The 13,039-nt window shown below is 37.6% G+C and carries 13 protein-coding genes; 6 read left to right on the top strand and 7 right to left on the bottom strand.

The window, feature by feature from the left end:
* Positions 1–57: 57 nt before the first annotated feature.
* Positions 58–816 carry an IS21-like element helper ATPase IstB gene (istB, locus tag ACSBPO_RS06330; RefSeq protein ID WP_442594255.1) on the bottom strand — a complete coding sequence of 253 codons (759 nt, stop codon included), beginning with the start codon at positions 814–816 and terminating at the stop codon, positions 58–60.
* Positions 816–2,099 carry an IS21 family transposase gene (istA, locus tag ACSBPO_RS06325; RefSeq protein ID WP_442594257.1) on the bottom strand — a complete coding sequence of 428 codons (1,284 nt, stop codon included), beginning with the start codon at positions 2,097–2,099 and terminating at the stop codon, positions 816–818. The genes istB and istA overlap by 1 nt, the downstream gene beginning before the upstream one ends.
* A 418-nt stretch (positions 2,100–2,517) precedes the next feature.
* Between istA and ACSBPO_RS06320 the strand changes: the two genes are divergently transcribed.
* The 3 genes from ACSBPO_RS06320 to ACSBPO_RS06310 all read left to right on the top strand — a co-directional run bounded on the left by ACSBPO_RS06320 (position 2,518) and on the right by ACSBPO_RS06310 (position 5,765).
* The gene (locus ACSBPO_RS06320; RefSeq protein WP_442599219.1) at positions 2,518–4,200 is read left to right on the top strand and encodes a hypothetical protein; all 1,683 of its coding nucleotides are present in this window, start codon (positions 2,518–2,520) and stop codon (positions 4,198–4,200) included.
* Between the two features lie 158 nt (positions 4,201–4,358).
* Entirely contained in the window at positions 4,359–4,694 is a 336-nt protein-coding gene (locus ACSBPO_RS06315) for a hypothetical protein (protein WP_442599218.1), read from the top strand.
* Between the two features lie 318 nt (positions 4,695–5,012).
* Positions 5,013–5,765 carry a CotY/CotZ family spore coat protein gene (locus tag ACSBPO_RS06310; protein ID WP_442599217.1) on the top strand — a complete coding sequence of 251 codons (753 nt, stop codon included), beginning with the start codon at positions 5,013–5,015 and terminating at the stop codon, positions 5,763–5,765.
* 138 nt (positions 5,766–5,903) lie between these two features.
* On the opposite strand, the gene ACSBPO_RS06305 is transcribed toward ACSBPO_RS06310, so the two are convergent.
* Together ACSBPO_RS06305 and ACSBPO_RS06300 are read right to left on the bottom strand one after the other, a co-directional pair.
* Complete coding sequence (locus ACSBPO_RS06305) at positions 5,904–6,284, bottom strand: hypothetical protein (RefSeq protein ID WP_442599216.1); 381 nt, start codon at positions 6,282–6,284, stop codon at positions 5,904–5,906.
* Positions 6,285–6,296: 12 nt separating this feature from the next.
* Complete coding sequence (locus tag ACSBPO_RS06300) at positions 6,297–7,487, bottom strand: Alp7A family actin-like protein (protein WP_442599215.1); 1,191 nt, start codon at positions 7,485–7,487, stop codon at positions 6,297–6,299.
* Between the two features lie 181 nt (positions 7,488–7,668).
* Here ACSBPO_RS06300 and ACSBPO_RS06295 point away from each other — a divergent pair, with 181 nt between their 5' ends.
* The 3 genes from ACSBPO_RS06295 to ACSBPO_RS06285 all read left to right on the top strand — a co-directional run bounded on the left by ACSBPO_RS06295 (position 7,669) and on the right by ACSBPO_RS06285 (position 11,210).
* Positions 7,669–8,490, top strand: coding sequence for a CsxC family protein (locus ACSBPO_RS06295; protein WP_442599214.1), 822 nt, complete (start codon positions 7,669–7,671; stop codon positions 8,488–8,490).
* A gap of 350 nt (positions 8,491–8,840) precedes the next feature.
* A complete protein-coding gene (locus ACSBPO_RS06290; RefSeq protein ID WP_442599213.1) occupies positions 8,841–9,611 on the top strand; it encodes a CsxC family protein in 771 nt (256 codons plus the stop codon).
* Between the two features lie 180 nt (positions 9,612–9,791).
* Positions 9,792–11,210, top strand: a complete 1,419-nt coding sequence (locus ACSBPO_RS06285) for a hypothetical protein (protein ID WP_442599212.1) — start codon at positions 9,792–9,794, stop codon at positions 11,208–11,210.
* A gap of 70 nt (positions 11,211–11,280) precedes the next feature.
* Here ACSBPO_RS06285 and ACSBPO_RS06280 read toward each other — a convergent pair whose 3' ends face one another.
* From ACSBPO_RS06280 to spoVAE, 3 genes are all read right to left on the bottom strand, one after another.
* Entirely contained in the window at positions 11,281–12,045 is a 765-nt protein-coding gene (locus tag ACSBPO_RS06280) for a CsxC family protein (protein WP_442599211.1), read from the bottom strand.
* Positions 12,046–12,311: 266 nt separating this feature from the next.
* On the bottom strand, positions 12,312–12,566 hold the full coding sequence (locus ACSBPO_RS06275; protein ID WP_442599209.1) for a stage VI sporulation protein F: 255 nt from the start codon (positions 12,564–12,566) through the stop codon (positions 12,312–12,314).
* Positions 12,567–12,673: 107 nt separating this feature from the next.
* A complete protein-coding gene (gene spoVAE / locus ACSBPO_RS06270) occupies positions 12,674–13,030 on the bottom strand; it encodes a stage V sporulation protein AE (protein ID WP_442599208.1) in 357 nt (118 codons plus the stop codon).
* Between the last annotated feature and the right edge of the window lie 9 nt (positions 13,031–13,039).

The following is a 13,039-nucleotide window of genomic DNA, read 5'->3' as shown; positions in this document are numbered from 1 at the left end:
CGCCTATAAATGTCAACACAAATATGTACAATTTCGCTTGTATAAGGATGTACAAAATTACTCGTTTTCTTTAGCTAAATGATCTTTTAAACGATATGAATTGCCTACCATTGTCACCACAGTCGCATGGTGTAAAATTCGATCTAATATCGCATTAGCTAGCTTTGGCTCCTGGAAGACTTCATCCCATGCTTTAAAGTTTATATTCGTTGTAAATATCGTACTGCGCTTTTCATAACGCATATCAATAAGTTGAAAAAACATTTTCGCATCCTCTTGATCAATCGGTAAATATCCAATTTCGTCAATAATCAAAAGCTTATATTTTGCATAGTGTTTCAATCGATTTTCTAAGTGATTTTCCAACCTCGCTCTTTTCAGATTCTGTATCAAATCATGGCACTTGATAAAATACGTACTTGTTCTCTTCTTAGCTGCGTGAATCCCAATTGATGTGGCCAAGTGGGTTTTACCAACACCACTCGGTCCTAAAAAGACGATATTTTCATTTTTCTCAATAAATCGTAACGTTAAAAAATCGAAAATTTGCTGTTGATTGATGGACGGTTGAAAATCAAAGTCAAAATCCTTCACTTCTTTTAAATGTGGAAAAGCTCCAACCTTCACCATAGAATGAATCATATTTTGTTCACGCACATCAATTTCGTAATTTGTTAATTTAATAAGGGTGTCCACAAATGATAATTGGTTTTGTACGCTGAAATCTATAACTTGATTTAGATGCACCATCATTTGTTTGAGTTTTAAATACTCTAAATTATTTAGTAAATGTTGATAATTTGTACCGGGATTCATTATTTATACACCTTTCCAATCGCTGCTAGATTTTGTTTGGCTAATTCATCAATCTCAGGATAATACGGGGCTGAAACAAGTAGACTTTCTCTATAATGTTCTTCCTGATAATTGAGTTTTGCGTTACTGATTGAGTGTTGAGCGATGAGTTTCGTGTTATAATAAATCCATAGTTGTTCATCGTACACTTGTAAGCCTACTTTTTTTCCTCGGTATTCGGCTGGTACCGAATATTGATTGGATTTGTAGGAAATCATGTTAGACGCATTGACTTTTACTTGTGTATGTTTGATGCGATAGGAATCTCTTACTTTTTCAGTTGGTAGCTGGAGTAAGTGATTCCTTTCTTTTTTAAATTCAAAAACCGGTATTTTACCTGTTCCTTGATGCAACTCGTGATTAATTCGATTACATAAATCTTGTATAAACTGATGTAGCTCTTCTAAAGTTAATTGCCCTTGGTAAGCATGAATTTCATCTAATAACTTCATCGTTGATTCTACTTTTCCTTTGGTCCTTGGGCGGCCTGCAATACAAGGTTTTACTTTAAAACCAAAATCCTTCGCAAACTGCTCAAACTTTGAATTTACTTTCCCGCCAGAAAATTCTGTTCTTGCCTCGTCCATTACGGTTTTCATATTATCCGTTACAATTTCAGTGGGTACGCCTCCAAATGCTTCAAATGCCTCCGTTAAAAAAGAGAGCAGTACACTTTGAGACTTAGAGATACTTAAATAGAAAGCACGGAATCTAGAATACGATAGAAGTAACACCGCAACATTGACTTCTACTTTTTCCCCATCTTTTGTTTCAAACTGAATACTTTCCTTCCAATCTAGTTGAGCTTGTTTGCCTGGAGGTGTTTCAAAACGAACCGTCCCCGTAGGGGAAGAAATACGCTTCTCATCCTCAAAATAGGCTTTAAATTCTGGTGTTCGTGCAATATAGGCACGGAATGCAGAATCAGAACAATTTAAACCGTGGTTATCCTTAAGATATTGCCAAAGCACTCGCCGATAATAAAAAACCTGCTTTGAATCTTCGCTAAGAAGGGCTGCAATAACTTCATAGTATTCATCAATTTTAGAAGGCTTTTCTCGTTTGCGTTTCGGGACAAATCCCCCCAGATACTTATCAATCGTTCTTCGATCCACACCTAATTCTTCTGCTAATTTACTTTTATTAATTTTCATTTTTAAATGCTCCATTAGTTGTTTAAATTTTGGCAAGTCTGAAAGACTCTTAATCTCAAAATTAGTTTCAACATTTAGCGTTATATACATACTAATCCCCCCAAGATTAGTATGAAATGAGCAATCGATTTTGTACATTTTTATTCAAGCAAGAATGTACATATTTAAATTAGCATTTCTACCGCCTATTAAATACTAGGTACTTAGTATACATTCCCCAATTTTTCAATAGAAATTTTAGCACCTCATACTCCAGACAATTCTTTGGCCAAGTTTTTTTCTTCGCACACCTATAGGTTCTATAATAACAAATCTTAAATAACGAATTTCGGCTCTTGATTATGGATACAAATCTATTTTTAATAACTGCCGTGTCAATTATTTCAAGGAATTAATAGAGTATATAGACAACTAATAAAGTGAGGTGTAAAAAATTTGTCGTGTATTATTTGTGGAAAATTAAATTGTGAATGTTATCATGCCGAAGACCCTTTTAATAGGTGTAATCGTGGAACTCAAGGACCTCAAGGACCTCAGGGACCTGCAGCTGGACCTCAAGGCAACCAAGGTCCTCAGGGACCTCAAGGCAACCAAGGACCTCAGGGCAACCAAGGACCTCAGGGCAACCAAGGACCTCAAGGCAACCAAGGGCCTCAAGGCAACCAAGGACCTCAGGGCAACCAAGGACCTCAAGGCAACCAAGGACCTCAAGGCAACCAAGGGCCTCAAGGCAACCAGGGACCTCAAGGCAACCAAGGGCCTCAGGGACCTCAAGGCAACCAAGGGCCTCAGGGCAACCAAGGGCCTCAAGGTAACCAAGGTCCTCAAGGTAACCAAGGGCCTCAAGGCAACCAAGGACCTCAAGGTAACCAAGGGCCTCAAGGCAACCAAGGACCTCAAGGTGACCAAGGGCCTCAAGGTAACCAAGGGCCTCAAGGCAACCAAGGGCCTCAAGGTGACCAAGGACCTCAGGGTGAACAGGGACCTCAAGGCGACCAAGGTCCTCAAGGTGAACAGGGACCTCAAGGCGACCAAGGTCCTCAAGGTGAACAAGGACCTCAAGGCGATCAAGGTCCTCAAGGCGACCAAGGGCCTCAAGGTGACCAAGGACCTCAAGGCGACCAAGGGCCTCAAGGTGACCAAGGTCCTCAGGGCGACCAAGGGCCTCAAGGCGACCAAGGGCCTCAAGGCGACCAAGGTCCTCAGGGCGACCAAGGGCCTCAAGGTGATCAAGGACCTCAAGGTGATCAAGGACCTCAAGGCGACCAAGGGCCTCAAGGTGAACAGGGACCTCAAGGCGACCAAGGACCTCAAGGTGAACAGGGACCTCAAGGCGACCAAGGACCTCAAGGTGACCAAGGACCTCAAGGCGATCAAGGACCTCAAGGCGACCAAGGACCTCAAGGTGACCAAGGACCTCAAGGCGACCAAGGACCTCAAGGTGACCAAGGACCTCAGGGCGACCAAGGTCCTCAAGGCGACCAAGGTCCTCAAGGCGACCAAGGTCCTCAAGGCGACCAAGGACCTCAAGGTGACCAAGGACCTCAAGGCGACCAAGGACCTCAAGGTGACCAAGGACCTCAAGGCGACCAAGGACCTCAAGGTGACCAAGGACCTCAAGGTGACCAAGGACCTCAAGGCGACCAAGGACCTCAGGGTGATCAAGGACCTCAAGGCGACCAAGGACCTCAAGGCGACCAAGGACCTCAAGGCGACCAAGGACCTCAAGGTGACCAAGGACCTCAAGGTGACCAAGGACCTCAAGGTGACCAAGGACCTCAAGGCGACCAAGGACCTCAAGGTGACCAAGGACCTCAAGGCGACCAAGGACCTCAAGGCGACCAAGGACCTCAAGGCGACCAAGGACCTCAAGGCGACCAAGGACCTCAAGGCGACCAAGGACCTCAAGGCGACCAAGGTCCTCAAGGCGACCAAGGACCTCAAGGCGACCAAGGACCTCAAGGCGACCAAGGTCCTCAAGGCGACCAAGGACCTCAAGGCGACCAAGGACCTCAAGGCGACCAAGGTCCTCAAGGCGACCAAGGACCTCAAGGCGACCAGGGACCTCAAGGTGACCAAGGACCTCAAGGTGACCAAGGACCTCAAGGTGACCAAGGACCTCAAGGCGACCAAGGTCCTCAAGGTAACCAAGGACCTCAAGGTGAATGTGATTGTGAAGATGATGATGTAGGATGCACATGTACAGCACAAATAGCAAACTTATTAGAACAAATTGTTCAAAAAAATACAGATAGTAACCCAAATAACAATATAAGCGTTTCTATAAGAACTGCTGAAAATGGTGCCATTGGTAACTTTACTCCAGTAAGGCTTATTCCAGATTCAATAATGGATCCAACTCTAACCCCTGGAGTAGTTGTTGGTGCGGATGGAACAAGAATTAGTATCTGTGATATTGCTGCTCTTACCCTTTTAGGAAATGCTACGTTTACAAGCGCAGGTTTAACATTCCTAAACCTACCAGAACCTGCAGACACTTCGTGTGAAGGAATATGTGAGTCCGCAATTAGAGTAGCCTTAAATGAATTGTTAGGAACAAATGTAGCTATAGGTACAGGTGGTACAACATTTACGGGCACAATTAATCAAGTCTTCGTTGGAATTGTTAACCAAGGCAATATTCGTGCTATAACAACATGTAATATTGGGTTCATTAATCCGTAAAGTAAGGAGAGGGAGTGAAAGCTCCCTCTTTAATAATTTTATAAAGAGAATTACATTTCTCTATCAAACATTGACAATATCCACATTTAATAGAGTGTATGAAGAAAAGTATTCAAGAGATTAATAGAAAGTAAATTACATAATACTATTAAAAAATTACTCTATAAATCAAAAATATATAAATTCCAAGAGAGAATAATTATTTTGATCCTTGTTATTATTTAAAATTTAATTAAATCAGTTAGGCAACATCCTCACTCAAAAAATAAATTTAGCCGTATGCTAATTTTGAACAATTATGTAAGGAGTGAAAATAAAATGAGATTTGGTAATTACAAATATAAAGATCATGAAAGAGAAAAACATTGGCATTTGGATAAGCATTGTGAAAGTAGTGACCATCATCACCACCATCGTGATGAGAGCAGTGAGCACCATCACCATCATCATGAAGAAAGCAGTAGTTCAAGTAGTCATGAATGGAAACATGAGAGCAGCAGCAGCAGTAGTAACAGTAGCCATGAAACTGAGGAAAGTAGCAGCAGTCATGTTTGGGATCAAAGTAAGGATCTTGACCATGGCAATACCAAGCATCAACAAGGTTGTGTAGAAGATGTTTTAAAAGCAATCCTTCATGCACAAAAGAAAGCCAAAAAAGATAAAGAGTGCTGCGATACTTCATGTAAAGGGTCCATTCAGGAATTATTAGGAGAAAAAAATAAAGTCAAGAAAAACACAATACCTTTCATTTTGTACTGTGGAGGTTGTGAACCTTTCAAAGCCACAGGTGTGAAAACTTACTGTAGCCGCAAATCTAATGAGGAAAAGTTTGCTTGTATTACTTCTTTTATCTTTAAAGTGAAAAAAGTTAAAAACGGTTGTGCAGTTCTTGAATTATTAACATTTAAACAGGATAAGTCTCATATGGGAAAAGACAGTAGTCATGACCATAGTCCATGTAATCAAATTCACTGCAGAAATGTTAACGATTTAAAAAGATCGGGAATTTGTATTACAGTAGACCTTTCCTGCATTTGTGCGATTACCTGTTTACCTGCTGTGTATTTATAAAAAATACTTTTATTAGGTAACCAACATATCCATTTTCAACAGTTAATCTACTCTCACTTATGATTTTCTGCCAATTCCCTCAAATCAACCAAAAAAGGTGAACTTAGCTATATAGTTCACCTTCATTACATAGAATGATTATCCTCCAAAAGCTTCAAGAACTTCATTTAAATCTTCCATTTTCAGCTCCATTGAGTGTCTTATCTGCTGATTCCTTGAGCGTAAATCTAATGAAGAAAGGTCTTTAATCGTAGAAACATTTACCAACATTTTTTTTATTTCCAATAACTCAAAGAGGATTTCTTCTGAACCGCCTTTGCCTTTTACCTTCCTTGGATGAAGGTATTGATCAAGAGCAGATAATACTAAATGAATCAATGTATTGTTATATGCGTGATATTCAATTTGTTCCTGTATTACTGGAGAAACAGGAAAAGTCTCCCCTGTTTTAACATCGATATACGTATCAGGGAGTGTAATTGCTGTTTTATTGATGTAATCTGTATATGTTTCTGACATTTCCATCACCTACTAGCTCTTTACTGTAGTAAAGTTAACATTATTTTCTTGTTCCTTTTTTAGTTGGTTCATTTTTGCTAAAATCATCAAACCAAGTACATTCAGCTTTTCCATATCCTCAGGGAACATTAAATCAATTGGACGCCCTCTTTCTGACCATTTGACAGCCGCTTCTTGTATCTGTCTCTTAGCCAATTTAGCAGCACCTCCAACAGCAATATATCTAGTTGCACCCTTAATTTCATTTGAGCTGCTGCGAACACGGTCAAACCGCTCAAGATACTTACTTGCTAATGCTCTTAACTGAGGCACAATATACTTGCTGATATCTTTTCTTACTCCTGCAAATGGTTCTACATACCACTCGGATTGCCCAGCAATTAATTTTTCTTCTAATTCTGAGCGTGAATCAAATTTATATAGCTCATTTTTACTAACCTTTTGGATAATATTATCAATAAATTGATTAATTCCAAATGGCTCCCCTTCAACAGAAGCAACAGGTTTGTTATTTTTAATACCCACAAAGTCGACTGAATCTCCTCCTAGGTCACCAATAATAATGCCTTTTCGAGATTCGGTGATTAAAGAATTATCCTTAATTCCTAAGGTTTCTTGGTCACGTGTCAGACCTAAGTAAGCACATGCTCCCTCCGCCCCAACGATGACATCTTTCACATGAATCTTAACAACCAGTTCCTTTGGTTCAGGAATACCTGGAACCTTATGAAAAATAACGGTATGTGTACCAATTAATCGCTGTTTAAAATTGTGTTTCTTGTCTTTGTATTGAGTCGTAGGCAGCGAAATAGCTAATTGATCGATTGTATAGTGAATATCACTTTCTTCATCACCCATTAATACCGCATGATAAGCCGCTAGACCAAAAAGCAAGATATAGGTGCGGTCCTCATCAACCTTTTGATTATTAAAAGCTGTTAAACTTACATCTCGTTGTTTGGCAGCTGCCTTCCCAATATAAAACAATTCTCTTTTATCAAGTATTGCCTGACTTTTGATTTCAACTATCAGATTTTCTTCAAATACTACATCATCATCATCATATGGTTTTTCATAGTATTCTTCATCAAATAATGAAATGGCATTTGGAATGTTATATTCGCTATTGACTCCTCTATCAAACGATAAAGCCTTATACCAACTGTTTCCTATATCAACGGCAAAATAGTTATGATTATTCATGATCTCTACCTCCTTTTGAATCATATGCAAATCAGGAGTTTCATTGTGCGTGTACCCATTTTTTTAAATCATTACTTTCATTGGATTTTTCCACGAATGTACTGATACATATAACTATGCGAAGGAAGATTAGCTTGCATACCATAAATTGAACCTTAAATTAAAAGGAGGAATATGATTAATGAGCAATAATTGTCAAGATAATAATTGTGTTGATTTTGGTCAATCTGCCGGTGTAGATGCATGTTGCAGTTCTCAGGTAAATCCTGTTACTCAGCCTGGTAACCCAGTCACTGGTCAAGCTGTACTAAGAGTTCCAGTTACACTTGCTGAAAGAAGAGTATCTACCGTTCTTTCCACACATATTAATTTCCCAGATTCTGTTCTGGAAATTAAAGATATAAAAAAGAGGGTGAAAATTGTTCAATGCAGTTTAATGTTACAGCCAGTTACATGTCCGGAAGATGCTTATAACCTGGCTGACGCAACATTAGTGATTAAAGGTTTTGTACGTAAAAACATTCAATACGCAACACCAACAAGCGATATTTCAGCTGACTGCGTATCTTCTACTCTTAGATCACTTACAACTGATGTACCATTTGAATGTATGACTATCATTCCAGCATCTGCATTTTTATCACGCCCGCAACGTCCAGTATTGAATGCTCGTGCAGAATTTGACTTCTTCAGATCACAATCTTTAGGGGTAGGTTTTCCTGAAAAAGATCAGCTACTTTCTAGTGACCTTTCTCAATTCCACCAAACGAGCACTGCCTATTACAACCAACTTCCATTCTGCGAAATCCTCTCACATAATATTCTTGAATGGGATGAATCTGTAGATCGTTCTGGTTTGGGTGTAAATGCTCCATTCGAAGAAGGAGTTTTCACACGTATCAGTGAAAAAATGGTATTAAATTTTGACATCAAGGTCTTACAAAATCAGCAAGTGGTTGTTAACCCATTGACTTTTATACCGCCTACAAATAACGGAAGATAAACTTTGCAATCGCTTCGCATTCAGCAAAATATTTGCTTTAGCAAAGCCATTAGGTCAAAGTTCTCCCTTCAAAATTGTAACTATTATCCTAAACTTGGCATTACCAAATATGGTAATGCCTTTATTTTTTATCAGTGTTAATGGTTCTAATACCTTTATATTCATACCATTAAAATCCTGTCACTTATATTAAGTCTTCCATTCTATTGTAAAAATTGTATCCTTGACCTTAAATATATGAATTTGAATTAAAAAATTTTTTCCGCCTATGTCCATGGGCGTTTACCTATACATAGTCATATGTCAGGCATAGGATACACTATTCTGATTTACCTAGGAGGAGAAAAAATATGTCTGAGAAAAAAAATAAAAAAAACCATCATAAATGTGACGATCACTGTGAATGTGAAGCAACACACCATCATCATCCTCAAGTATCTATTGGTAAAATTGTCACAAAGGTGCCTGTTGTATTAGCAGAGCTTACTTTACAAGCAAATGTAGATACAAACATTACATTTCCAGAACCTGTACTAGAAATTAAAGATATTAAAAAAAGATTAAAAATCACACAATGCCGATTACTTTTACCGACCAATAAGCTTTTTATTAAAGGATTTGTTCGCAAAAACATTCAATATGCAACTCCATCAACTGATATTTCTGGAAGCACAACTACATCGGTTTCATCTGATTTACACTCATTGACAGTAGATATTCCTTTTCAGACTATTACTGAAATTAAAAAATTCATTTCATGTCCAGTTATGCCTGAAATGAACAAACGAAAAGAGTTTGATTTCTTTGTATCCAAACCATTACCATCTGGTTATCCAGAAAAAGATGAGCTGTTAACAAGCGATTTATCTCAATTCCACCAGGAGAGTTCTCAATTTTATAATGAACTGCCATTTTGTGAATTAATTTCAAGCAGAATTATTGAATGGGATGAAGCCGTAGATCGACAACCAATTCCAGATTGCGCTCCATTAGATGAAGGGTTTTTTACAACCATCGAGGAAAAAATGGTTATTGACTTTACAATAAAGGTACTTCAAAATCAACAAATTCGGGTTACATCAACAACAAACGATCATGATTGGGAAGAAGATTGTGATTAATTTTTATTAGGGATAAGTGGACAAAAACGGGACTATGCGGCCAAGTTTGTATAATCCCAATTTCTTAATTTGAGATGAATAAAAGGGGTATATTCGCGAGAAATAAGGAGGCGACAGGAAAGAATGCTATTATGCATTCCTTCTTAAAAAATGAAAACTGAGAGGAATGTTTTTCATGAAATGAAATCGAAAAAAAACGATTTAGAAGAAATAATCGGAGAAGGTTATTCTTATAGACGAAGCACTAGAAAACCAATTATATTACCACCACCTTTGAAGGGCAATGACTATCAAAGAATGTCGCTAAAGAATAAAAAACACAAATCGGATAACATAAGCAAAGATGACGATCATAAGGTTCTTGCCATTGAAGAAGATACACAAAATGATAAGGGTTATTTTGAGCTTACATCGTCAATATACGAAGTATTGGAGAGCTCCTCTGATAGACTAGATGAATCCTCTTACTTATTAGAGACTGATGAATCTTCTTCTTCCCCAGAGGAATCATCTTCAAATAATGATTTTACACTTGACAAGGAGTTAGTGAACAAATTTTCTTATATGCTGGACAGTGAATCGTCTCATATTGAATCTTCTTCCTTTTACGAATCAGATTCTATATATGAATCTTCTTCTTATTCTGAGGAGTCTTCTTATCACGATGAATCTGATTCTTTAGATGAGTCTTCTTCTTATTTTGATGAATCTTCTGGTAAGGATGAATCTGATTCTTTATACGAGTCTTCTCCTTATTCTGAGGAATCTTCTGATCAGGATGAATCTGATTCTTTAGATGAGTCTTCTTCTTATCCTGAGGAATCTTCATGTCAGGATGAATCGGAGTCATTAAATGAATCTTCTTCTGAGGAATCTTCATGCCAGGATGAATCTGATTCTTTAAGTGAATCTTCTTCTGAGGTATTTCTTTGCCAGGATGAATCTGATTCTCTAAGTGAATCTTCTTCTGAGGTATTTCCTTGCCAGGATGAATCTGATTCTTCAAATGAGTCTTCCTCTTACTCTAAGGAATTAGATTGTAGTCAAGATGAAAGCTCATTAGAAACAGATTCAACACTTCCAATAGTTAAGATTCCAGTTGTACTTGGACTGTTAAACTTAGATTTAGATATATATAATACGATTAATCTTAGTATTCCAATTGCCAACATAGTCAACATCGATTGGAGTCTTAAATCATTTGATTGCAAAGTACTACTACCTTCTCCAAATGTTTTCTTAAAAGGTGAACTTATCGGAGAAATTGAATATATTAAGGAAAATGATGAAAATTCTTTACACTTAACTAAGATTCGTATTCCTTGGGATAAAGTAACGGAGATAGATTGGCTGCATTGCCCTGATTTGCCAAGTAGCCATCAAGCGGAATACATGTTTAAATCAAAGGATGACAAGGAGATTCAGATTGTCCGTGAATGTCATAACCAATTCGCCTGCCCAATTTATCCTGAAATCCACCATATTCATATTACCTGGCATGACGAATTATTATCAAAGACCAGTCAAAAAGAACTTGATGTACAAGGAAGGGTTCTTTTAGCAATTAATCTCTTACAATCTCAGTATGTAAGTTTATGAAAAAAATCTAATAAAAGAATAAACAGGGCATCTATAGATGCCCTGTTTATTCTTTTTAAAATTTATCACTTTATTCTTCATTTTCTAATGCTGCAGGGGTAGGAACACCTGGTGTTCGAACAAATTGATTTTGTGTTAATCTTAAGAATAATCTAATTTCCACTTTTTCAGTTACTCGAGAGAATCTTCCAAAAGAATCGAAATCTTTTAGAAGGTCAATTTCAGTAATAATTGTATTTAGTATTTTGCATTCAATTGGATCAGTGAAATACTCAAAAGTTCGAGATCCAGTAACACATCTATTAGCTGAATGTTGGTCATCGCCAAGCTCTCTATACTCATTAAAGGAAGCTTTTTGGCTAAAAGCTATACCAGTAGTTCCTGCAGGATTTCTAAATGGTGTAATTAAAGGTACCCTTTTAATTGTTGTAAATGGGATGTCAACACTAAAATCCCTTACAAATCCGCTGCATTGCTCTACATATTGAATGTTTTTATGCAAGATACCTGTTAAAAATAACTTTACGACCATCCCAATTGGTGACTGATCTGAAGGCACCGCTCTGCATTGTTTTAACGATATGTTTTTCTTAATCCATTTGATTTCACGAGCAGGTGTTGGAAGATGAAAATCGTCTTCGACATCTACTTCAAGTTCGAAATTCTGAAGAACAACATCCTGCAAAGTACCTGCAGGTAATCCTGTGTTAGGTAAACCCACTGCAGTGAACTCAGAATCTACCGCAATTATTTTTCCTGTTTGACAAGCAGAAAGTGGAGGGCAACTTTGATTTCCATTATGCCCATGACTGTTACATCCAGTATTTTTTTTCATTTATTTCACTCCTTTTTTTTTTATCAAAAGAACTCAGAAAGAAATAACCGATTTTCGGCTACATTCTTTTTCCTTTTTCTTTTGACTTACTATTTTATATGATTAAAATACCAAGAAGGAATGGACGAGTGCCGTTAGACTTTAGCATATTTTTGATTATGTATTCAGATGAGCTCTCCATTTAAGAATTGATAACCATTTATTATTAATAATTTACATAAAAAAACGGCTGTTTGAAGTTGAGCTTCAATCAGCCGTTTCAGATATTATTTTTTATTAATCATCTGGGAAATTGTATTGAAATCTAATTGCTTTCCATCATTTACAATGGATTTAACAATTTTATCTTCCATATCCTTTGATACGGGCTTGTTTGCTATTTGAGAAACACGACGAATGACGCCTCGAACTGTTTTTTCATCTTTAAAGTTTGCATTTTGTAAAGAGTTTGCTAAGTCTAAAATATCTTTCATATTGACGCCAGTTTTCTTTTCTACATTTTTGAAGAATCCATTATCCATCTTGTATATCACGCTCCTTCATTCAACTACTTTATAATATGAAGGAGGCTTAAATCGGTGTATGTTTAATTGAATAAGCGCAAAATTATATGATAATTCCCATTTTCTTACCCTTTAGGTTTAAACAAAAGTGCCCCAATAAAACCAAAAATGATAGCGGCAGAGATCCCTGAACTGGTAACCTCAAACATTCCCGTTAATACCCCAACGATACCATGCTTTTCTGCTTCATTCATAGCCCCATGAACAAGGGCATTTCCGAAACTTGTAATAGGAATGGTTGCCCCAGCCCCTGCGAAGTCGATTAACGGTTCATATAGACCGAAACCATCTAAAATAGCACCTATTACGACTAATGTACTTAAAGTATGTCCGGGGGTAAGTTTAAAAACATCAAACATAATTTGGCCAATAACACAAATGATTCCCCCTACTACAAAAGCCCAAAAAAACATCGCAAGCATAATACTCCC

Origin of the sequence: Neobacillus sp. D3-1R (assembly GCF_052180215.1) — a bacterium.
GTDB lineage: Bacteria > Bacillota > Bacilli > Bacillales > Cytobacillaceae > Pseudoneobacillus.
The sequence above is the reverse complement of the archived record's forward strand: the minus strand, read 5'-3'. Positions and strand labels throughout refer to the sequence as shown.

Excerpts from the sequence above, each read along its gene's own strand:
- ACSBPO_RS06310 (WP_442599217.1), top strand. The coding sequence starts at position 5,013 with ATGAGATTTGGTAATTACAAATATAAAGATCATGAAAGAGAAAAACAT.
- ACSBPO_RS06285 (WP_442599212.1), top strand. The coding sequence starts at position 9,792 with ATGAAATCGAAAAAAAACGATTTAGAAGAAATAATCGGAGAAGGTTAT.
- spoVAE (WP_442599208.1), bottom strand. The coding sequence starts at position 13,030 with ATGCTTGCGATGTTTTTTTGGGCTTTTGTAGTAGGGGGAATCATTTGT.
- istA (WP_442594257.1), bottom strand. The coding sequence starts at position 2,099 with ATGTATATAACGCTAAATGTTGAAACTAATTTTGAGATTAAGAGTCTT.
- ACSBPO_RS06275 (WP_442599209.1), bottom strand. The coding sequence starts at position 12,566 with ATGGATAATGGATTCTTCAAAAATGTAGAAAAGAAAACTGGCGTCAAT.
- ACSBPO_RS06295 (WP_442599214.1), top strand. The coding sequence starts at position 7,669 with ATGAGCAATAATTGTCAAGATAATAATTGTGTTGATTTTGGTCAATCT.
- ACSBPO_RS06305 (WP_442599216.1), bottom strand. The coding sequence starts at position 6,284 with ATGTCAGAAACATATACAGATTACATCAATAAAACAGCAATTACACTC.
- ACSBPO_RS06315 (WP_442599218.1), top strand. The coding sequence starts at position 4,359 with ATGGATCCAACTCTAACCCCTGGAGTAGTTGTTGGTGCGGATGGAACA.
- ACSBPO_RS06290 (WP_442599213.1), top strand. The coding sequence starts at position 8,841 with ATGTCTGAGAAAAAAAATAAAAAAAACCATCATAAATGTGACGATCAC.
- ACSBPO_RS06280 (WP_442599211.1), bottom strand. The coding sequence starts at position 12,045 with ATGAAAAAAAATACTGGATGTAACAGTCATGGGCATAATGGAAATCAA.
- ACSBPO_RS06300 (WP_442599215.1), bottom strand. The coding sequence starts at position 7,487 with ATGAATAATCATAACTATTTTGCCGTTGATATAGGAAACAGTTGGTAT.
- istB (WP_442594255.1), bottom strand. The coding sequence starts at position 816 with ATGAATCCCGGTACAAATTATCAACATTTACTAAATAATTTAGAGTAT.